This window comes from Halobellus marinus, assembly GCF_032113415.1.
Taxonomy (GTDB): domain Archaea; phylum Halobacteriota; class Halobacteria; order Halobacteriales; family Haloferacaceae; genus Haloquadratum; species Haloquadratum marinus.
Genome location: NZ_CP134946.1, coordinates 655228 through 674922 on the forward strand (window position 1 = coordinate 655228; position 19695 = coordinate 674922).

A 19695-nucleotide genomic window follows, 5' to 3' on the forward strand; every position below is an offset into this window, starting at 1 on the left:
CGTGGCGGCGTAGAGGTAGGTAATGGTACTCGACAATCTCGGGAGTTCCCTCCGCAGCAGTCTGGATAAACTGCAGGGGAAATCCCGCCTCGACGAGGAGGACGTCGAGGAGATCGTCAAGGAGATCCAGCGCTCGCTGCTCTCTGCCGACGTCGAAGTGAGCCTCGTGATGGACCTCTCCTCGTCGATCGAGGAGCGTGCGACCGAAGAAGACCCGCCCGCCGGCACGTCCGCGCGGGACCACGTCCTCAGAATCGTCTACGAGGAACTCGTCGATCTGGTCGGCGAATCCACTGAGCTACCGCTCGAATCGCAGACGATCCTCCTCGCGGGCCTCCAGGGCTCGGGGAAGACCACGAGCGCCGCGAAGATGGCGTGGTGGTTCTCGAAGAAGGGGCTGCGCCCTGCGGTCATCCAGACCGACACGTTCCGTCCGGGCGCCTACGACCAGGCCGAGCAGATGTGTGAACGCGCCGAAGTGGACTTCTACGGCGATCCCGACGAGTCCGACCCGGTGCAGATCGCCCGCGACGGCCTGGAGGCCACCGAGGACGCCGACGTCCACATCGTCGACACCGCCGGGCGACACGCCCTCGAAGACGACCTCATCGCGGAGATCGAGGAGATCGAACGCGTCGTCGACCCCGACCGCTCGCTGCTCGTTCTCGACGCCGCGATCGGACAGGGCGCAAAGGAGCAGGCCCGCGAGTTCGACGACGCCATCGGCATCGGCGGCGTCGTCGTCACGAAACTTGACGGGACCGCGAAAGGCGGCGGCGCGCTGACCGCCGTCAACGAGACAGGCTCGTCGATCGCTTTCCTGGGGACCGGCGAAACCGTCCAGGACATCGAGCGGTTCGAGCCCAACGGCTTCATCTCCCGCCTCCTCGGGATGGGCGACCTCAAACAGCTCTCGGAACGCGTCGAGCGCGCGATGGCCGAGACGGGCGACGAGGAGGACGACTGGGAGCCCGAGGACATCATGCAGGGCTCGTTCACCCTGAAGGACATGCAAAAGCAGATGGAGGCGATGAACAAGATGGGCCCGCTCGATCAGGTTCTCGATATGATCCCGGGGCTCGGCGGCGGCTTTATGGACGAACTGCCGGACGACGCGATGGACGTCACCCAGGATCGGATGCGGGACTTCGAGGTGATTATGGATTCGATGACCGACGACGAGATGGAGAACCCTCGCTCTGTCGGCGCCTCCCGCGTGCGGCGGATCGCCCGCGGTTCCGGGAAAGACGAGGAGACCGTCCGGGAACTCCTCCAGCAGCACAAGATGATGGAGCAGACCATCCAGCAGTTCCAGGGGATGGGCGACGGCGACATGCAGCGGATGATGAAGAAGCTCCAGAACCAAGGCGGCGGCGGGATGGGCGGCCTCGGCGGCGGCGGTGGCGGCGGCTTGGGCCCGTTCGGCGACTGAGGCGGCCTGTTTGATCCGTTTTCATCGGTCTGGAAACGGGTGTGTGGCGAGACTCCCGAACTGTTTTGCGCGTGGGTGGAGTAGTACTCGGTATGGCAAGAGCCGATCCGGGCGATACGGACGCTCCCGAGAGAGAAATCCGGTTACTGAAGAACCCGGAGGGAGAGTGGACGGCTCGTGATCTCCGTGTCGGCGTGACTGCACAGGGGGAGAGTCGAGATGCGGCACTCGACAATCTCGATGCCGTCGTCGAGGCGGTCGAAGGCGATGGTGGTCGCCCACCAACGGACGACGAGATTCGTGACCTCGGTGTCGATCCCGAAGTGGCTCGGACGCAAGGCGACGAGCTTCCCGACGTGCTGCAGTAGCGATGGTCACTCGGGACTTTTCGGGAGAGGACGTCTATAAGGTGCTGGTGAATGTCGGTGGCTTCCGGCACGTCCGCACCACCGGTGATCATCTGATTCTGCGGTGGGATCCACCAGAAAGTCACGAACACACCGAGACTCGTACGGTGACTGTCCCCGCCCACGATTCGATCAGCATCGGTACGCTCCACGATATTGCCGATGACGCCGGCGCGAAAGATTTCGAAACGTTCTGCGAGTGGATCGACGAGAACCGGTGATGACCGATCCCGCTCAGGCCGTTCGCTCTGTGGGATCTGCGCAGTGAACCAATCCTGGTCCGGATGATGGCCCCCTCCGACGACGCCTTCACCGAAAACTGCGATCCTCCCGATCGGATCGACACGGCCGATTTTTTACCCCCCGCGTCCACGACTCCGGTATGACAGTCCGGGACGCCGCGCGCGATGCCTACCGCGAGGCGATCCCTGCGCTCCTTGCCAGTCTCGTCGGCGGTCTGCTCGCGGGCGTCGTGCTGAGCGGGATGCGGGCGGAGTTACGCGCCGTGCCGGGATTGCTCGTTCTCGTGCCGGCGCTGCTTGCGACCCGCGGCAACGTCTACGGCTCGCTCGGCGCCCGGATCTCGACTGCCCTCCACCAGGGGCTGGTCGAACCCCGCGTCCGCGGGGGCGACGAACGGCTCCGGGCGGCGGTCGCCGCCGCGCTCACGAACGGTCTCCTGGCGTCCTCGTTCGCGGCAATCGCCGTTTTTCTCCTCCTGACCCTGTTCGGCGATGCCGTCGCACCGCTCCCCGTGCTCGTCGCGATCGCGCTCGTCGCCGGCTCGCTCTCGGGCGTCGCTCTCTCGGCTGTCGTCGTTACGGCCGTCTTCGCCGGCTACCGGCGGGGCCGGGATCCAGACACCCTCGTCGGTCCGCTCGTGACGACGACGGGCGACGTTTTCGGCGTGTTGTTCCTGCTCGCGGCTGTCAGGCTCGTGTTGTTCGTCGCCGGGGTGATCTGAGTGACGACCGACTGGACCGTCCGAGCGATCTCGCGCGCGATGCTGCCCGTGCTGCTGGCGCTGACGCTCGTCGAGGTCGGCAGCGGGCTGGTGCTCGGGCGGTTCGAGTCGCAACTACTCCGGTATCCGACGTTGCTTGCGTTGGTGCCCGTGACGATCGGGACTGCCGGCAACCTCGGGAGCATCCTCGCGGCGCGGCTCTCGACGGCGTTTCACCTCGGGACGCTCTCGTTCGACCCCGCGGACGAACAGCTCGCCGGCAACGCCGTCGCGACGCTCGCGCTCGCGCTGTCGATCTTCCCGCTCGTCGGCATCGGCTCGTGGGGGCTCACTGCACTTGCCGGGAGCGTACAGCTGTCGCCGGGGACCGTTCTCGCGATCTCGCTGTCCTCGGGGATCGCACTCGCGGTCCTCGCTGTCGCGGTGACGCTCACGGTCACGTACGCCGCCTACCGACTGGGGCTGGATCCCGACGACGTGGTGATTCCCGTCGTCACCAACACCTGCGACGTGCTCGGCGTCGTGGTACTGTTTGCGACCGTGCAACTGCTGCTGTGAGGGGTATACCGAGGACCCGTGATACTCTCGGCTCGAAAACCGACGGGGATTAGTCGCCGGCGTCCGGAGCCTGAGTCGTGCAACCGGCAGCGGTCGTCGACGCGGTCTGGCCGATCCTCGTCGAGGTAGCGCCGCGAGTCGCTCGCATCGCCGTTCTCATCGGCGTCGGCGTCTTCCTGGCGAACGTCGCCGTCGGCTTCGGCCTCGTGGAGTACATCGCCGCGTTCTCGAAGTATCTCACCCGGCCGGCGAACCTCCCGGACGAGGTCGGGACCGCGATCGTCACGACTGCGGCGTCGACGACCGCGGGCTACGGGATGCTCGCGGACTTCCGCGAGTCGGGCCGACTCGACGACGTCGAGACGCTCATCGCCGTCACGATCAACACCTTCTTCGGGTTCGTGCAGCACATCTTCACCTTCTACGCGCCGGTGTTGATCCCGATCCTCGGGCTCGAAGTCGGCCTGCTGTACGTCGGTGCGCGGGCCGCTATCGCGCTCTGTATCACGGTCGTCGGCGTCCTCGCCGGCGGAGTGTTGCTCTCGCGGGGGGCCGCTTCGGACGGGCGCGACGCCGATCCGGCGACGACGCCGGACGGCGGCGTGGCGGGCGCCAGCGACGTCAGTGCTGGCCCGAGTGACGACGCCGGCAACGACACGGACCCGCCGCTTTCCGTCCTGCAGACTGCCGCGGAGAAGACCTGGCCGAAACTGCGGCGCATCGTGCCGCGGCTCGCCGTCGTCTATGTTATCGTGACCGTCATCGTGCGGACGCAGGACCTCCAGTCGGCCACTGCCGTCGCGGAGCCGCTGACCTCGATTCTGGGCCTGCCGGGAGCGTCGCTCCCGGTGATCGCGGTGTTCGCCTTCGAGACGACCGCCGGCGCGGCCACTATCGCACCGATGATCGGCTCGACGTTCACGCCACGGACCGCCGTCGTGACGATGCTTCTCGGCGGGATCGTCTCCTTCGCGGTGTCGACGTTCAAGCGCTCGATCCCGTTTCAGTACGGCATCTGGGGTCCGCGCTTCGGCTCGAAGGTCATCGTTGTCAACACGGTCCTGAAAATCGTCTTCATCGCCGTCGCGATCGCCGTGCTGCTCGTGCCGGTGTAGGTCGTTTCGGCGCGCCGTCGACACGACTGCTCGCGCCCTCGAACCCGACTCACTCCCGCTCGTCGACGTCGACCGGCCGACCCTCCTCCGTCGGCGGCGCGACGTGGTCGATGTAGGACTCGACGTCGGGTTCGTGGACGGTGACGTGGACCTGGATGTCACCGAGTTCGTCGGGGTTGCCCACGGCGAAGTTGATCACGCCCTTGAACGCGGCCTGCTTTTTCAGCGCGAAGGAGAACCCGTCCTCGTCGGCGCGCTTGAAGAACTCCCGTCTGGCGGTGTCGAGGATCTCCTGTTCGTGCAGTCGCTCGGAGAACCGCTCCAGCGAGTGCGTCTCGCCGACGAGTTCCCCCGGCGCCTGCTCGAAGGAGACGTTCGGGAAGAGGTTGCGGACGGCGTCCTCGACGCGGTCTGTCACCTCCGTGTCGCGCACCGGGGCCACGATGCGGGCGTCGATCCGGTAGATCATCCGGCAGCACCCCCGTCGTTGGCCTCGACGGCCAGCGCATCCCGCCTGAGTTCGACGTGTTCGTCCTCGGCCACGGCGGCGAGGTCACCGTCCAGAATCGCGCGGATCCGCTCCCGGAAGGCCGGGAGCGTGTCGGTGTTCTCGACGACGACGTCCGCGCGGTCCATCACTTCGCCCATCCCGAAGCCGAGTTCTCGTTCCTCGCGTTCTCTGAGTGCCTCCTTATCGAGGTCGGTGTCGTCACGGGCGCGGTCGAGGAGGCGCTCGGCGCGCGTCTCGAACGGCGCCTCGATGCTCACGAGGAGAAAGTCGTCGCCGAACGCCGCCTGAAAGCGGTCGAGTTCGACGTCCGACCGGAGGCCGTCGACCAGCACGGCGTCGTTCGATTCGAGTTCGTCCTCGATCAGCGGGAGCGACCGCTCGGCGATTGCCGCGGGGCCGTTTTCCTCCCGGAGCGTCTGCGCCATCTCGCCGTGGTGTTCTGCGGGGTCGAGGCCGCGCTCGCGACACGCCTTCCGGATCACATCGCCCATCGTGACGACCGGAACGTCCGCCTCGCGGGCGACGGCGGCGGCCTCGCCCTTGCCGCTGCCGGGAAGCCCGACAGTGCCGATGACCTTCATTACACCGCACTTTACGTGTGCGGACCTTACGAGTTCCGTTCGGCGGCGTGAACTCGAACCCGCATTCCTTTTTACCGGCCACCGATTGGTCTCCCACGAGGGCGCGTAGCTCAGTCGGACAGAGCGTCGGACTTCTAATCCGATGGTCGCGGGTTCGAATCCCGTCGCGCTCGTTCGCGTTGCTCACTCACGCCACGACCCCCCACTCGCTTCGCTCGTGGGGGTCCCGTCGCGCCCGTACAACGAGACGGAACGTCGAGTAAACTACCCCGCCCTACTCACTCGCCTTTCGGCTCGCTCCTTGAGGGCGGGGGTTTCGCCTCGAAGGACGGTGAACCGGCACGCGGGATTCGAATCAGGGAGCGGTGAGCGACCGTGGTTCGAATCAGGGGTCAAACGTCGAGTCGAACTCAGAGTCGAACTCCGATTCGAAGTCGGACTCGAAGTCGGACTCGAACGACACCTCGAACCGCACGTTGATCCCGTCGTTTGCGTAGTTCCGGGAGATGGACACGTCGTCGGGATCCTTGTACGGCACGACGTCGAGCGGGGACGTATCGGGGGTCACGACGGTCTCGGGTACCGGCTCGTTCCCCGGGAGGGGCTCCGGTCGAAAGTCGCCGGCAGTGACCGCGTCGACGTGGTTCACGACGGGATCCGGCAACGGGTCGGCGATGGGATCCGGGATGCCCCGGGAGATGTCCACCGAGAAGCCGTCGTCGAATCCCGCAGAGCGGAACCGATCGTGGTGTGCCTCCGCCGCGGCGACGCGCTCGTGGTGGCGCCACCCGAGTTCCCCGTTGATTGCCCTCTCCTCTCTCGGTCCGACTGCGTAGGCAGACGGCTGGTTGAGCGCCTTCTGGAGCTCGAAATCGGACATCAGCCCGATCTCCCGGTTCAGTTCGGGATCCGGAAGCGCCCCCAACTCCGGCTGTGGTACCCGCATATGTCACGGTTGCTTCCCTGTGATATTATCTCCATCGACGGGCCTGTCCCCGGCCGGATCCACCCGACGGCTGACGACCTCTGGCACCTTCGAAATATCAAAGAGTTAAATATCGGCTGCGGGCGTAGCGCACTACTGTGGCAACGATAAACGTCATCTGTCCGTACCACGGCTGTGAAACGAAGGCGCCGATTCCGCGGGACTCGAAGCTCGCTGCCGTTCGGAAGTCAGGGACGACGGGGGACGGCTGGTCGACGGTCACGTGCTCGGAGTGCGGCTCCGAATTCCGGGTGAGCTACGTCCGTGGATAACTGCCCACCACCGTCGGATCCGTAAATTACGATCGGAGACACGTCGAACGACCGTCTGACGGAGCTATTTGTCGGCGGGAGTCGTACCAGCCGCGTATGCAGGAGATTCCGGGTGGAAACTGTCCGAGGAGCACTGAGGAACGCAAGCAGTTGTCCAACTACTGCTCGGAGTGCGGGGGTCGACTGACGTGGGTCTCCCAGGAGGTCGGCGTCGAACTGTACGAGTGTCCCGACTGCGACTGAATAGGTAGAGATCATACAGACGTACCCTGGCGTTTCCGAAGCGTTTAATCGGACTCCGCCGCCTCGTTTAGCCGATATGACGAAAGTTAGCGTGGTCGGTGCCGCCGGAACGGTCGGCGCCGCCGCCGGATACAACCTCGCGCTCCGCGACGTGGTCGACGAACTCGTCTTCGTCGATATCCCGGACAAGGAAGACGAGACGGTCGGACAGGCCGCAGACACGAACCACGGGGTCGCCTACGACTCCAACACCGAGGTCGTCCAGGGGACCTACGAGGACACCGCGGGATCGGACGTCGTGGTCATCACCGCGGGCATCCCTCGCCAGCCCGGCCAGACCCGGATCGACCTCGCAGGCGACAACGCGCCGATTATGGAGGACATCGGCTCGTCGCTCGCGGAGTACAACGACGACTTCGTCTCCGTCACGACGTCGAACCCGGTCGATCTGCTGAACCGGCACCTCTACGAGACCGGCGACCGCGACCGACACCAGGTGATCGGCTTCGGCGGCCGCCTCGACTCGGCGCGCTTCCGCTACGTCCTGAGCCAGCGCTTCGATGCCCCCGTGCAGAACGTCGAGGGGACGATCCTCGGCGAGCACGGCGACGCGCAGGTGCCCGTCTTCTCGAAAGTCCGCGTCGACGGCGCCGATCCGGAATTCCGCGCCGACGAGCGCGAGGAGATCCTCGGCGACCTGCAGGAGTCCGCGATGGACGTCATCGAGCGCAAGGGCGCGACCCAGTGGGGCCCCGCGACGGGCGTCGCCCACACCGTCGAGGCTATCATCCGAGACACTGGTGAGGTCCTCCCCGGATCGATCGTCCTCGACGGCGAGTACGGCTACGAGGACACCGCCGTCGGCGTCCCGCTGAAACTCGGCTCCGACGGGGCCGAGGAAGTCGTCGAGTGGGATCTCGACGAGTCCGAGGCGGAGATGCTGGAGGAGGCCGCAGAGAAACTCAGCGAGCAGTACGACAAGATCGAGTAGCGGTTACGCGCTCACTGTCCGAAGATCTGAGACGTACGACGTCAGATCGGTCGTGGTCACGATACCGATCACCGCCCCGTCGTCGTCGACGACCGGGACGTGATGAATCCCGTGTTCGAGCATCGACTCGGCGACCTGTGTGATCGGGACCTGTGCTGTCGTCGTCACCGCCGTGTCGGACATATACGCCGACACCGGCGTGCGGTCCTTCGGCTTCCGTTCGGCGACGATCTGCACGAAGTCTGTGTTGGTCAAGATGCCGACGAGCTGTCCGTCGTCGACGACGACGACCGAACCGATTTCGGCATCTAACATCTTCTCGGCGGCGTCCTCCACCAGCGTGTCGGGCGAAACGGTAAGTACCGGTGATGACATCACGCGTGCGACGAAAATGTCGTCCATACCCGGAGTTGCGGCGCAACGTCTATTAATGATTCTGTCGGGCGCCGTGGGTGGCGAGCGACATCGAATCGGATCCGTCGCCGAATCAGCCGGGAATTTATATACGAGAACGGGACCACGCCCGGCGTGACGTAGCCATAGCCCCGTACCGAGCAGCGGTTGTTCGGCACACCGGTGCGGGCGACGAGCGTGCCGACTGTAAGCTATTATTGCAGGGCAGCGACCGCCGAGTTGGTTCCGGCGACAGCGACCCTTCTTGGCTGTGAGGGCAGAACTGATATCGGCGCCAGCGACCGTTCCAAGCAGCTGCACCGACGTCGCGGTGCGGTCACAGTCGCTCGCGGATCGTCTTCGCGGTCCCTTTGCCGACGCCCGGCACGTCCGTGAGATCCTCCGTCGACGCCGCGCGGACGTTCTCGACGCTCCCGAACCGCCGCAGGAGCGCCTGCCGGGTCTTCTCGCCGACGCCCGGAACGTCCTCCAAGACCGTCTGGACCTCGTCGCGCAGCGTCTGGTGGTACTGGACGGCGAAGCGGTGCGCTTCGTCGCGCACGCGCTGGAGAACGTGCAGCGCCGGGTCGTCGTCGTCCCAGTCGTAGACGCCGTCGGGGGTGATCACCAGTTCCTTCTCCTTGGCGAGTGCGACCGCGGGGACGCCCCAGCCCGTCTCCGCGAGCGCGTCGCGTGCGGCGCCGAGTTGTCCCTCGCCGCCGTCGATCACGAGCAGGTCCGGATCGGGTCTGTCGTCACGGCCCTCGATCGCGCGTTCGGCCCGCCAGCGGACGAGTTCGCGCATCCGCGCGCAGTCGTCGTTGCCGTCTGACAGCTGCTTCCGGCGGTAGTCGGATTTTTCTGCGGCGCCGTCGACGAAGCAGACGTCGCTGCCGACGACGGCTTTGCCGCCCGCGTGGCTTACGTCGAACCCCTCGATTCGCGTGACTGAGTCGAGCCCCAGCGCGTCCGCGAGCGCCCCGAGTTCGTCGTTCCGATCCGGCCCTTGCCGCGCGTTCTTCAGCGCGAGGTCGACGAGCTTCGCTTCCCGGCCAGCCCCGGGTACCCGCAGTTCGACGCCTTCGGCGCGCAGCCACGCCGTCACGTCGGGGTCGTCGGGGCGTTCGGACGCCAGGACCGTATCCGGGAGCTCGCGCTCGGCGTAGTACTGCGTCAGAAACGCCGTGAGAACGGCCGCCGACCGCTCCCCGCCCTCGGGAGCGTCGAGGCGGTGCCGCGAGCGGTCGACCAGCTGCCCGCGTTCGCTGTGGAGTCGCGAGACGGTGGCGGTGTCGCCCTCGACCGACACGCCGAGGGTGTCGACCGCGCGCTCGTCCGACTGGGCGGACACGGCTTCCTCGCCGGCGCCGTGGAACGATTCGACAGCGTCGAGTCGATCCCGGAGGTTCGCGGCGCGCTCGAACTGCTCGGACTCGGCGGCTGTCTCCATCGCTCGCCGGAGCGGATCGGCCAGGGTGCCCGTCTCGCCCTCGAAAAAGCGGACGGCGGCGGCGACGTCCTCGCGGTACGATTCGGGGTCGATCTCGCCGGTGCAGGGCGCGGTACACAGCCCCATCTCGTAGTCGAGACACGGTCGGTCGCGGCCCTCGTATTTGTGGTCCGAACACCCGCGGAGTCCGTAAGTTTCGCGGAGTGCCTTCACCACGGTCTCGACGCGACCTTTGTCGGTGAACGGGCCGAAGACGGTCGCACCCGGGTCCGGATCCCGCGTGATCTCGATCCGCGGGACCGGGTGGTCGGTCAACTGGACCAGCGGGTAGGACTTGTCGTCCTTCAACCGGACGTTGTACCGCGGCTGGTGACGCTTGATCAGGTTCGCCTCGAGCAGCAGCGCCTGCGTCTCGGTGTCGGTGACGGCGACGTCGATCGACCCGGCGCGGGCGACCATCTGCCGAATGCGCTCACCACGCGGGTCGGCGTACGAGCGGACGCGGTCCCGGAGGTCGACCGCTTTGCCGACGTAGAGCACGTCTTCGCCGTCGAGGAACCGGTAGACGCCGGGGTCGGTCGGCAGCCCCGCGGCGCGCTCGCGAAGGTCGCTGCGCTCCATTACCCCGACGTAGCGGGTCGAGCGGCTTGAGCGTGACGCGATCGAACGTCGGGACCCGTCTGGTGGGCGCATCCCGGCAGTTTCCGTTCCATCGGGTGCAGTCCACGCGACCAACCCGACTGCTCCGACAGCAGCGCGGGTCAGTAGCTACAAAGCCCTCGCCAACGACGGACTCTTATGGGCGAGGACGCCACCGAGGACGACACGGTCCGCTGCTGGTTGGTCGAGCGGACGTACACCGACCGCGGACTCGTAGATATGACGTACGCGACGCTGGACGGCTCGCACGTCCGCCGCAAACAGGTGTCGACGACGATTATGCGCCAGCGCGGGTCCGGAACCACGGCCGCCGTCGACGTGGCCCGCTCCGATCTCGACCCCGTCGACGACGAGGAGACCCAGGAACGCTACGCCGCGGAGGCCGAGCGAATGCGCGAGGAGCACGCTCCCGACGAGGAGGTGTGATCTGTCTTCGACTCTCGTCCCACACCCGCGACAGTCCGGCTGTAAGTGACTCTCGTACGGACTGCTGTAACTATTCACCGCTGATCACATCCGGTGAGGCGCGATCAGCGGGAAGAGACGACAGCAGTCCGTATCAGCGCTGATATTTCTCACGAAACCCTTTAACGAAAGACCTGACAACGCTTGGCTATGGCCGCCATCGAACTCGACGGGATGACAAAGCGGTTCGAGGACGTCACCGCCGTCGACGATCTCTCGTTGACAGTCGAGGAAGGCGAGGTGTTCGGCTTCCTCGGGCCGAACGGGGCGGGGAAATCGACGACGATCAACGTCATTCTCGATTTCGTCCGTCCCACCGAGGGGACGGTGACCGTGCTCGGTCACGACGCCCGCGAGGAGAGCGTCGCGGTCCGGGAACGGACCGGCGTGCTCCCCGAGGGATTCGGCGTGTACGATCGGCTGACCGGTCGCGCTCACGTCGAGTTCGCGATCGAGTCGAAGGCGGTCGACGTCGATCCCGACGCGGTCTTAGAGCGGGTCGGCCTCGCGGACGCCGCCGATCGACAGGCCGGCGGCTACTCGAAGGGGATGCGCCAGCGACTCGCGCTGGCGATGGCCCTCGTCGGCGACCCCGACCTGCTGATTCTCGACGAACCCTCCTCGGGGCTCGATCCCGCTGGCGCAAAGGAGATGCGCGAGATCGTCCTCGAGGAGGCCGAACGCGGCACGACCGTCTTCTTCTCCAGCCACATCCTCGAACAGGTCGAGGCCGTCTGCGATCGGGTGGGCATCCTCCGGGAGGGCGAACTCGTCGCCGTCGACTCGATCGACGGGCTCCGGGAGGCCTCGGACGCAGACGCCAGCCTCCGCGTCGCGGTCGCGGATCCGGTCGACGACGACGTCCTCGCGGCGATCCGCGACCTCGAGGGCGTCGACAGCGTCGCTCGCGACGGCGACGCCCTCTCGGTCGTCTGCGACAGCGACGCCAAAACGGGCGTCGTCACGGAACTCGAATCCCGTGGGGTGTCGGTGACCGACTTCACCACCGAGGAAGCGTCGCTCGAAGATCTGTTCCTCGCGTACACCGAAGACGAGGACGGGGCAGATCTCGCGGGCGGCGAGCCGACTGCTGCGGGCGCCGGTGCCGAGTCAACGGCCGACGCCGGGTCAACAGACGATGCCGAGCCAACGGCCGACGCCGGGCCAACAGACGATGCTGAATCCACCGTCGACACGGAGGCCGGCCGATGAGCTGGCAGGCCGTCGCCCACAAGGAGTTCCGGGACGCGATCCGCTCGCGGTGGCTCCACGGCTCGACGCTGTTTTTCGCGCTCTTCATCGGCGGCGCCGCGGCGATCTTCTTCGGCTTCCTGCTGCCGCCGGACAGTCGCCAAGTGTCGAACCTCTTCGGCTTCTTCGCCAGCCTCGGCGTGTTCAGCTTCTCGTTCCCCGGGCTGCTCGCGCTCGTTCTCGGGTTCGTCGCGCTGTCGACCTCCTACGGATCGATCACCGAGGAACGCGAGTCGGGGTCGATCAAGCTCCTGCTGTCGCTGCCGAACTCACGGCTCGACGCCGTCATCGGGAAGCTACTGGGCCGCTCGGCCGTCGTCGTCGTCGCGCTGCTCGTCGGCTTCCTGGTCACGTTCGCAATCCTCGTGGCCACGGGCACGCGGCTGGAACTGGGATCGTTCGTTCCGCAGGTCGCGTTGACGGCGCTTCTCGGGATAGCGTTCGTCTCGATCGGGCTCGGCATCTCGGCGCTCGCGGACTCGAACCGCGAGGCGACCCTCGCGACGATGGGCGTGTATCTCATCTTCGCGATCCTCTGGGGATCGATCTCCGAGGGGATTCCGAAGCTCATCAACTACGCCGCAGAGCAGGTCGGGGTGGGGACCGTCTCCGAACTCACGCGCGTGCAACTCGGGGTGTTCCTGAAGTATCTGAACCCGCTGAAGACCTACGAGACGCTCGCGGCCCAACTGTACTACGGGCCGGCGCAGGCACGCCTCGTGAGTACCACCTTCGGCGAGCGAGCGGTCATCGCGCCCGTCTTCGAGGGCTCCGTGCCGTTTTACTTCTCCGGGTGGTTCCTCTTCGTCATCCTCCTTTTGTGGATCTTTCTTCCGGTTGCGGTCGGATACTGGGCGTTCGAGCAGACCGATCTGTGACCGACTGTCGGTCATACAGGCAGTCCGGGCACAGTATCGTCGCTCACGTTCGGTAGGGTTGGTCCGGGCACGGTATCGTCGCTCACGTTCGGTAGGGGATCATTACCATAGCAATTTAATTACGCGGTCCGTTCACCCGGTATGGCCGAGTCGATTCGCGTCCTCCACGTCGACGACGATTCGTCGATCGGCGAGCTGACCGCAACGTTGCTCGAACGCGAGGACGAGCGAATCGAGGTGCAGACCGCCGCAAGCACCGACGAAGGGCTTGCGATCGCCGCCGAACAGAGCATCGACTGTATCGTCTCCGATTACGAGATGCTCGGTCGGTCCGGCCTCGACTTCCTGGAGGCCGTCCGCGAGGACCAACCGGACCTGCCGTTCATCCTCTACACGGGGAAGGGATCCGAGGAAGTCGCAAGCGACGCAATCTCCGCGGGCGTAACCGACTACCTCCAGAAGGGGGTCGGCGCTGACCAGTATGCGCTGCTGGCAAACCGGATCCGAAACGCCGTCGAAGGCTACCGGGACAGCCAGCGCGTCACCGAACAGCTCCGGATCAACAGGGTCGTCCGCCGAATCAACCGCGCACTCGTCCGGGCGACGACCCAGCGGGAGATCGACGAGCGCGTCTGTGAGATCATCAGCGACGCGGAGCCGTACCGGTTCGCCTGGATCGGCGACCACAACCCCGATGCCCGGACTGTCGAGCGGCGGACGGCCGCAGGCGTCGGGGAGGACTATCCCGACGTCATCGAGATCACGACCGACGAGGCGGCGACGGCCCGCGGCCCCACCGGCGAGGCCGTCCGAACCCGCGAACTGTCGGTGATGCAGGACATCCACGAGGATCCGGATTACGAACCGTGGCGGGAGGAGGCGCTCGAACGAGGCTACAGAGCGAGCGCCGCGGTCCCGCTGATCCACGACGATACCCTCTACGGCGTCCTGAACGTTTACGCCGACCGCACGCACGTCTTCGACGATCACGAACGGCAGCTACTCTCGACGCTCGGCGCGACGATCGGTCACGCCTACCACCGGATCGAACTCCAGCAACAGTACACAGACCAGTACCGCGTCCTGTTCGAGGAGGCGCCGGTGATGGTCGTGTTCACCCGATCGGTCGACGGCGAACCGATCATCGACGACTGTAACCGATCCTTCGCCGAACGGCTCGGCTACGAGCGGGCGGAACTCCGCGGGACGCCACTGGCGCGGTATTACACCGAGGAGTCGACCAATCGGCTCCTCGAGAAGGGCTACCAGCGCGCGCTCACCGGGGAGTTCGTCCGCGAACAGCGGACACTTCTCACTCGCGACGACGAGGAGATACTCACCATCCTGCGTGCGTCGCCGCGGCGAAACCCGGAGGGTGAAATCGTCGGCACCCACGCGCTGTTTCTCGACATCACGAACGAACAGCAGGTGACGGAGCTCAAACGGAAGAACGAACGGCTCGACGAGTTCACGAGCGTCGTCTCCCACGACCTCCGGAATCCGCTGAACGTGGCGCAGGGACATCTGGAACTGGTGCGGGAAGAACGCGACGACGAGCATCTCGCGGTCGTCGCCTCGGCCCACGATCGGATGGAAGCGCTGATCGACGACCTTCTCCGTCTCGCTCGCGCGAGTGAGGCGGCGACCGAAACCGACGTCGTGGATCTGAAGTCACTCTTGAACGGCTGCTGGGGGAACGTTGATACGGCCGATGCGATCCTCGATATCGACATCGACCGCGCAGTCGACGGCGACGAGACGCGACTGAAACAGGTGTTCGAGAACGTCTTCCGCAACAGCATCGACCACGGCCGCGCGGACGTGACCGTGACGGTCGGCGAACTCGACGACGGATTCTACATCGAGGACGACGGCCCGGGGATTCCTGCCTCCGACCGCGACGACATCTTCGATGCGGGCTTCTCCACCAGTCCGGACGGGACGGGCTTCGGGCTGAGCATCGTCAAGCAGGTGATCGAAGCGCACGGGTGGGCGATCGACGTCACCGAGGGCAGCGACGGCGGCGCGCGATTCGAGATCACCGACGTCACGTTCGCAGACGACTGACAATCACGCCGTCGATCGATCTGCTACCGTGATCGGCTACTCCCCGGGCGGATACGCGATTCCCCGCTCCGCGAGCAGGTCGGCGAACGCCGCTTCGTCCAGCGTCGGAACGTCGTTGTCCTCGGCGTCCTCGCGCTTCGTCCGCCCCGGATCCTCGCCGACGACGAGGTAGTCGGTGTTGCCGGAGACGCTCCCGGTCGCCGTCGCGCCGTGCCGCTCGACCAGGTCTTGCGCTGTCGCCCGCGTCACCGACAGGGAACCGGTGAAGACGAACGTGAGTCCGTCGAGTGCCGCGCCCTCGTCGGGCGTCTCGACGGGCTCGGGCTCGACGCCGACCGCGCGGAGTTCCTCGATGACGGCGCGGTTGTCATCGTTCTGGAAAAACTCCCGGATCAGTGTCGCGACCGTCGGCCCGACATCGTCGACAGCCTGGAGTTCGTCCTCTGTCGCGTCCATCACCGCATCGAGGTCGCCGAACGCCCGAGCGAGGTTCCGGGCCGTGCTCTCCCCGACTTCGGGGATCCCGAGTCCCACAAGAAACTCCGAAAGCGGCGGCGACTGCGTGGCCTCGACGGCGTCGACGAGGTTCCGCGCGCTCGTCTCGCCCCACCCTTCCAGATCGGCGAGTTCCTCGATCGAGAGTCGGTATAGATCCGGAAGCGTCGAGATGATGCCGGCGTCGACAAGTTGTTCGACGCGCTCCTCGCCCAGCCCGTCGATGTCGAGCGCCCCCCGGCTGCCGTAGTGGACGATCGCACGGACGAGCTGTGCGTCGCAGGTGAGCCCGCCCGTACAGAACGCTAGCGGGCCGTCGCGCTCGACCGAACTCCCGCAGACCGGGCAGGTCTCGGGGAAGTCAAAGGTCCCCTCGGCGCGCTTTTCGATCACCTCGGCGACTTCGGGAATGACGTCGCCTGCGCGGCGGACGCGCACCTCGTCGCCGACGTCGACGCCGAGGCGCTCGATCTCCTCGGGGTTGTGCAGCGACGCCCGGGAGACGGTCACGCCGCCGACGTCAACCGGATCGAGCAGCGCGACCGGCGTGAGTCGGCCGGTGCGGCCGACCTGGACGACGATGTCGGTCACCCGCGTCACCTCCGTTCGCGGCGGGAACTTGTAGGCGAAGGCCCAGCGGACGGCCCGGCTGGTCGCGCCCAGTTCCTCGCGGGCGTCGCGGTCGTCGACCTTGATGACCGTGCCGTCGATCTCGTAGTTCAAAGAGTCCCGTTCGGCGAGCAACTCGTCTCGGTAGGCGACCGCCGCATCGACGTCCTCGACTACTTCCACGCGGTCGTTCACGGGCAGCCCCCACTCGCGGAGGCGGTCGAGCGTCGCCCGCTGGGTCGGCGGGACGTCGCTGCCGTCCAGGACGTCGTAGACGAAGCAGTCCAGCGGCCGATCGGCGACGACGGCGGGATCGAGCTGCCGGAGCGTGCCGGCGGCGGCGTTCCGGGGGTTCGCAAACGGCTCCTCGCCGCGCTCGACCCGCTCGCGGTTGTGTTCCTGAAACGCGTCCCGCGGGAAGAACACCTCCCCGCGAACCGCCAGCGTGTCGGGATAGTCGCCGCGGAGCGTCAGCGGGATCGAGCGGATCGTCCGCACCTGTGCGGTCACGTCGTCACCGTACTCGCCGTCGCCGCGCGTGGCCGCGCGGACGTACTCGCCGTCCTCGTAGACCACTTCGATCGAGAGGCCGTCGAACTTCGGTTCGCAGGCGTAGTCGACGTCGCCCACGGCCTCCCGCACGCGACGGTCGAACTCCCGGAGGTCCGCAGCCTCCGTCGACTGGTCGATCGAGAGCATCGGCGCGACGTGTTCGACGGTGTCGAGTTCGGAAAGCGGCTCGCCGCCGACGCGTCGGGTCGGACTCGTCTCGCGTTCGAGATCGAACGCGTCTTCGAGCGCTTCCAACCGGGCGAACAGGTCGTCGTACGCCCGATCGGAGATCAGCGGATCGGCCTGCACGTAGTACCGGTGGTCGTGTTCTCGGATCGCCGCCCGCAGCGTCTCCGCCTGCGACTCCGCCTCCTCCCGGCTCAGGTCCTCGATCGGCGCGAAATCCGTGTCCGGATCCTGAAGGTAGGGGTTGTCGGGCTCCGCGTACACCGGTTCGACGTCGGCGGCGGCTGCCGAGCCCGAATCCGGAGCCGATTCCGTCTCTGCGTCCGGGTTCGAGGCCCCCTCGTCGCGGTCGCTCCCGGCGTCCCGCGACGGCGTCTCGTCGCTCATCCTACCGGGCGGTCGGCCGGCACGGAGTTAGGTGCTTCGTCATCAACAATGGCTCGCCCGTACCGAATCGGATGGGACCATCCGGCGGCGACACGTGACTAATCCGTGTTACTGACCCTCGAGGCGGCCGGTGCCGGGCGAAACCCGTACCGCTTATGCCCGCGCGCCGCAATCGCCGCGTATGGAAGAGGACTTCCTGCTGCTCAACCCGGGCCCGGTGCCCATCACCGACGAGGTGTCGGCAGCGATGGACGAGCCGATGGTCTCTCACCGCTCGGCGGCGTTCGAGGCGGTCTACGAGCGTGCACAGGACGGTCTCGACTACGTCTTCGAGCAGTCGACCCTCGACGGCACGGACACGGCGACCGACGGCGGCGGGACGTCGCTGCTCCTCAACGGGACGGCCTCGATGGGGATGGAGGCGGCGGTCGCCAACCTCGTGGGTGGGGGCGACCACGTCGTCTCGCTGGTCAACGGGAAGTTCGGCCGCCGGTTCGCTCGGATCGCCGAGCGCTACGCCGACGTGACTCGCGTGGAGGTCCCGTGGGGCGAGTCGATCCCGCTGGCGGACGTCGACGCCGCCGTCACCGACGACACCGACCTGGTGACGATGGTCCACAACGAGACCAGCACCGGCCTGCTCAACCCCGTGGCGGGCGTCGGCCGGATCGCCGAGGACCACGACGCCCGGTTCGCCGTCGACGGGGTCACCTCGATCGGCGGCGACGTGTTCTGTCTCGACCCCTGGAACGTCGACATCGCGATCACCGACGCCCAGAAGGCGCTTGCGGCGCCGCCGGGAATCAGCGCGATGTACGTCACCGAGGAGGTCGTCGACGACCTCGACGGCGAGTCGGCACCGTTCTACGAGGACCTCGAATGGCATCTCCGGAAGGCCGAGTCCCACCAGACGCCCTTCACGAGCGCGGTCCCGCTGTTCCGCGCGCTCGCGGTGGCCGTCGAGGACATCGTCGCCGAGACGATGCCCGAGCGGATCATCCGTCACCGTCGCCAGGCTGCCGCCTTCCGCGCCGGGTTCACTGCGATGGGACTGGATCTGTTTGCGAACGCCGACGACGCCACCGTGCTCTCGAACACCGTGACCGCGGTGTCGCTGCCGGAAGCGGTCGCCGGCGACGACGCCGACGCCTTCTTCGACGGCGTCGACGCCCGGAACGTCAGTATCTCGGGCGGGCAGGCGCATCTCGGCGGAACGATCTTCCGCGTGAGCAATATGGGCGGGCTCCCGGACGAGGCCATCCTGCGCGGCGTCCGGACCGTCGGCGAAGCGATGGCGGATGCGGGTGTCGACGTCGACGTCGAGGCCGGCGTCGTCGCCGCCCGTGACGAACTCGACGTCGCCGAGACGGCTTCCGCGGACGACTGATACTGATCACTCTCACTTTTTACCGCCGATCACCACCCTGGTGGCGGCGCTCGGCGGTAAGAGACGAGAGTAATCAGTATGAGCCGGGAGAACGCGGATCGAATCGGGTTCGCCGTCGGTCAGTACGTTCGTATGTCGAGGTCGTCGATCCGTCCGAAGTGATCGGCGTTTCTCGTCACAACCGCCTCATCGTGTAACAGGCCAGTCGCGGCGATGATACAGTCCTCTCGTTCGATCCGTCTCCCCTCGGTAATAAGTTGCCCCGATATTTTCCCTGCCTTCCGTATCACGTTGTTGTCGGCCGGTACGACGTGTTTGGATTCGAGGACGTCGATGATCCGATCCTGCTTTGATGTGGATGTCTCGGATCTCACGACACCTTCGTACAGTTCGAGGACCGTGATCGACGCGACTTTTTCAGGGCGAGATTCGGATTCGATCTCGCCGAGAAGTGCTTCGGCACCCTCGTCTCCGCGGAGTAGATCGATAATGAACGACGTGTCCTGAATCATTTCGAGCCGTCGCGATTGGTTGCGGCATCGAGTTTATCGGCGATCCGATCACTCCGTGCCCGTGACCGCGATCGACTCTCCGCTATCGTGTCTTCGAACGCCTCGGCTTCGTCGGGATTGAGTATGCCGGTCACTTCACTCCAGGATCGTTCGCCAGCGAGCCGTTTGACGACGTCGCTGAAGCTTTCCCCCTCTTTTTTGTGGGCTTTCAACTGTTCGTAGGCTTTCTCGTCGAGGGATATCGTCTTCGTCGCCATCTAATACACAGTTGTGTGTGTATACTCATCAATTCTGTGCCGGGACGTGAGGGCTCGTCGTATTGGCGGAACAGATTCGCGTCCTCG

The 19695-nt window shown here is 66.2% G+C and carries 22 protein-coding genes and 1 tRNA gene; 15 read left to right on the forward strand and 8 right to left on the reverse strand.

Translation table 11 applies throughout. From position 1 onward, the window contains the following. Positions 1-22 precede the first annotated feature (22 nt). From RJT37_RS03335 to RJT37_RS03360, 6 genes are all read left to right on the forward strand, one after another. Positions 23-1432 (forward strand): signal recognition particle protein Srp54, encoded by a 1410-nt coding sequence (locus RJT37_RS03335; protein ID WP_313687793.1) that lies wholly within the window; start codon positions 23-25, stop codon positions 1430-1432. A 92-nt stretch (positions 1433-1524) separates the two neighbouring features. Then, positions 1525-1800, forward strand: a complete 276-nt coding sequence (locus RJT37_RS03340; RefSeq protein ID WP_313687795.1) for a type II toxin-antitoxin system HicB family antitoxin — start codon at positions 1525-1527, stop codon at positions 1798-1800. A 2-nt stretch (positions 1801-1802) separates the two neighbouring features. Next, complete coding sequence (locus tag RJT37_RS03345) at positions 1803-2060, forward strand: type II toxin-antitoxin system HicA family toxin (RefSeq protein ID WP_313687796.1); 258 nt, start codon at positions 1803-1805, stop codon at positions 2058-2060. A gap of 161 nt (positions 2061-2221) precedes the next feature. Next, a complete protein-coding gene (locus tag RJT37_RS03350) occupies positions 2222-2803 on the forward strand; it encodes a magnesium transporter (RefSeq protein ID WP_313687798.1) in 582 nt (193 codons plus the stop codon). After that, positions 2804-3361 carry a magnesium transporter gene (locus RJT37_RS03355; protein ID WP_313687800.1) on the forward strand — a complete coding sequence of 186 codons (558 nt, stop codon included), beginning with the start codon at positions 2804-2806 and terminating at the stop codon, positions 3359-3361. A gap of 77 nt (positions 3362-3438) precedes the next feature. Beyond that, a complete protein-coding gene (locus tag RJT37_RS03360) occupies positions 3439-4476 on the forward strand; it encodes a nucleoside recognition protein (protein WP_313687802.1) in 1038 nt (345 codons plus the stop codon). 49 nt (positions 4477-4525) lie between these two features. On the opposite strand, the gene RJT37_RS03365 is transcribed toward RJT37_RS03360, so the two are convergent. After that, positions 4526-4945, reverse strand: coding sequence for an RNA-binding domain-containing protein (locus RJT37_RS03365; RefSeq protein ID WP_313687804.1), 420 nt, complete (start codon positions 4943-4945; stop codon positions 4526-4528). After that, positions 4942-5568, reverse strand: a complete 627-nt coding sequence (locus RJT37_RS03370) for an AAA family ATPase (protein WP_313687806.1) — start codon at positions 5566-5568, stop codon at positions 4942-4944. The genes RJT37_RS03365 and RJT37_RS03370 overlap by 4 nt, the downstream gene beginning before the upstream one ends. A gap of 99 nt (positions 5569-5667) precedes the next feature. Here RJT37_RS03370 and RJT37_RS03375 point away from each other — a divergent pair. Further along, positions 5668-5741: transfer RNA gene (locus RJT37_RS03375), tRNA-Arg, on the forward strand. A gap of 212 nt (positions 5742-5953) precedes the next feature. Here RJT37_RS03375 and RJT37_RS03380 read toward each other — a convergent pair. Continuing rightward, entirely contained in the window at positions 5954-6514 is a 561-nt protein-coding gene (locus RJT37_RS03380; RefSeq protein ID WP_313687807.1) for a hypothetical protein, read from the reverse strand. A gap of 137 nt (positions 6515-6651) precedes the next feature. Here RJT37_RS03380 and RJT37_RS03385 point away from each other — a divergent pair, with 137 nt between their 5' ends. From RJT37_RS03385 to mdh, 3 genes are all read left to right on the forward strand, one after another. After that, a complete protein-coding gene (locus RJT37_RS03385) occupies positions 6652-6825 on the forward strand; it encodes a hypothetical protein (RefSeq protein WP_313687808.1) in 174 nt (57 codons plus the stop codon). Between the two features lie 96 nt (positions 6826-6921). Further along, complete coding sequence (locus RJT37_RS03390; RefSeq protein WP_313687809.1) at positions 6922-7068, forward strand: hypothetical protein; 147 nt, start codon at positions 6922-6924, stop codon at positions 7066-7068. A 76-nt stretch (positions 7069-7144) separates the two neighbouring features. Beyond that, positions 7145-8059, forward strand: coding sequence for a malate dehydrogenase (gene mdh / locus RJT37_RS03395; RefSeq protein ID WP_313687811.1), 915 nt, complete (start codon positions 7145-7147; stop codon positions 8057-8059). Between the two features lie 3 nt (positions 8060-8062). Here mdh and RJT37_RS03400 read toward each other — a convergent pair whose 3' ends face one another. After that, positions 8063-8461: a CBS domain-containing protein gene (locus RJT37_RS03400; RefSeq protein WP_313687813.1), complete on the reverse strand. Its 399-nt coding sequence runs from the start codon at positions 8459-8461 to the stop codon at positions 8063-8065. Positions 8462-8789: 328 nt separating this feature from the next. Continuing rightward, the gene (locus RJT37_RS03405) at positions 8790-10523 is read right to left on the reverse strand and encodes an excinuclease ABC subunit C (RefSeq protein WP_313687815.1); all 1734 of its coding nucleotides are present in this window, start codon (positions 10521-10523) and stop codon (positions 8790-8792) included. Between the two features lie 177 nt (positions 10524-10700). Between RJT37_RS03405 and RJT37_RS03410 the strand changes: the two genes are divergently transcribed. From RJT37_RS03410 to RJT37_RS03425, 4 genes are all read left to right on the forward strand, one after another. Then, on the forward strand, positions 10701-10988 hold the full coding sequence (locus tag RJT37_RS03410) for a DUF7967 family protein (protein ID WP_313687817.1): 288 nt from the start codon (positions 10701-10703) through the stop codon (positions 10986-10988). A gap of 189 nt (positions 10989-11177) precedes the next feature. Further along, on the forward strand, positions 11178-12239 hold the full coding sequence (locus RJT37_RS03415) for an ABC transporter ATP-binding protein (protein ID WP_313687819.1): 1062 nt from the start codon (positions 11178-11180) through the stop codon (positions 12237-12239). Then, a complete protein-coding gene (locus RJT37_RS03420; RefSeq protein ID WP_313687821.1) occupies positions 12236-13156 on the forward strand; it encodes an ABC transporter permease in 921 nt (306 codons plus the stop codon). Before RJT37_RS03415 ends, RJT37_RS03420 begins: the two co-directional genes overlap by 4 nt. Before the next feature lie 141 nt (positions 13157-13297). After that, positions 13298-15223: a hybrid sensor histidine kinase/response regulator gene (locus RJT37_RS03425; protein WP_313687823.1), complete on the forward strand. Its 1926-nt coding sequence runs from the start codon at positions 13298-13300 to the stop codon at positions 15221-15223. A 36-nt stretch (positions 15224-15259) separates the two neighbouring features. Here the strand turns inward: RJT37_RS03425 and ligA are convergent, their stop codons facing one another. After that, a complete protein-coding gene (ligA, locus tag RJT37_RS03430; protein ID WP_313687825.1) occupies positions 15260-17452 on the reverse strand; it encodes an NAD-dependent DNA ligase LigA in 2193 nt (730 codons plus the stop codon). 181 nt (positions 17453-17633) lie between these two features. Between ligA and RJT37_RS03435 the strand changes: the two genes are divergently transcribed. Next, positions 17634-18839, forward strand: coding sequence for a pyridoxal-phosphate-dependent aminotransferase family protein (locus tag RJT37_RS03435; protein ID WP_313687827.1), 1206 nt, complete (start codon positions 17634-17636; stop codon positions 18837-18839). A 119-nt stretch (positions 18840-18958) separates the two neighbouring features. On the opposite strand, the gene RJT37_RS03440 is transcribed toward RJT37_RS03435, so the two are convergent. After that, positions 18959-19351, reverse strand: coding sequence for a type II toxin-antitoxin system VapC family toxin (locus RJT37_RS03440; RefSeq protein ID WP_313687829.1), 393 nt, complete (start codon positions 19349-19351; stop codon positions 18959-18961). Continuing rightward, the gene (locus RJT37_RS03445; protein WP_313687831.1) at positions 19348-19608 is read right to left on the reverse strand and encodes an antitoxin VapB family protein; all 261 of its coding nucleotides are present in this window, start codon (positions 19606-19608) and stop codon (positions 19348-19350) included. The genes RJT37_RS03440 and RJT37_RS03445 overlap by 4 nt, the downstream gene beginning before the upstream one ends. Positions 19609-19695 lie beyond the last annotated feature (87 nt).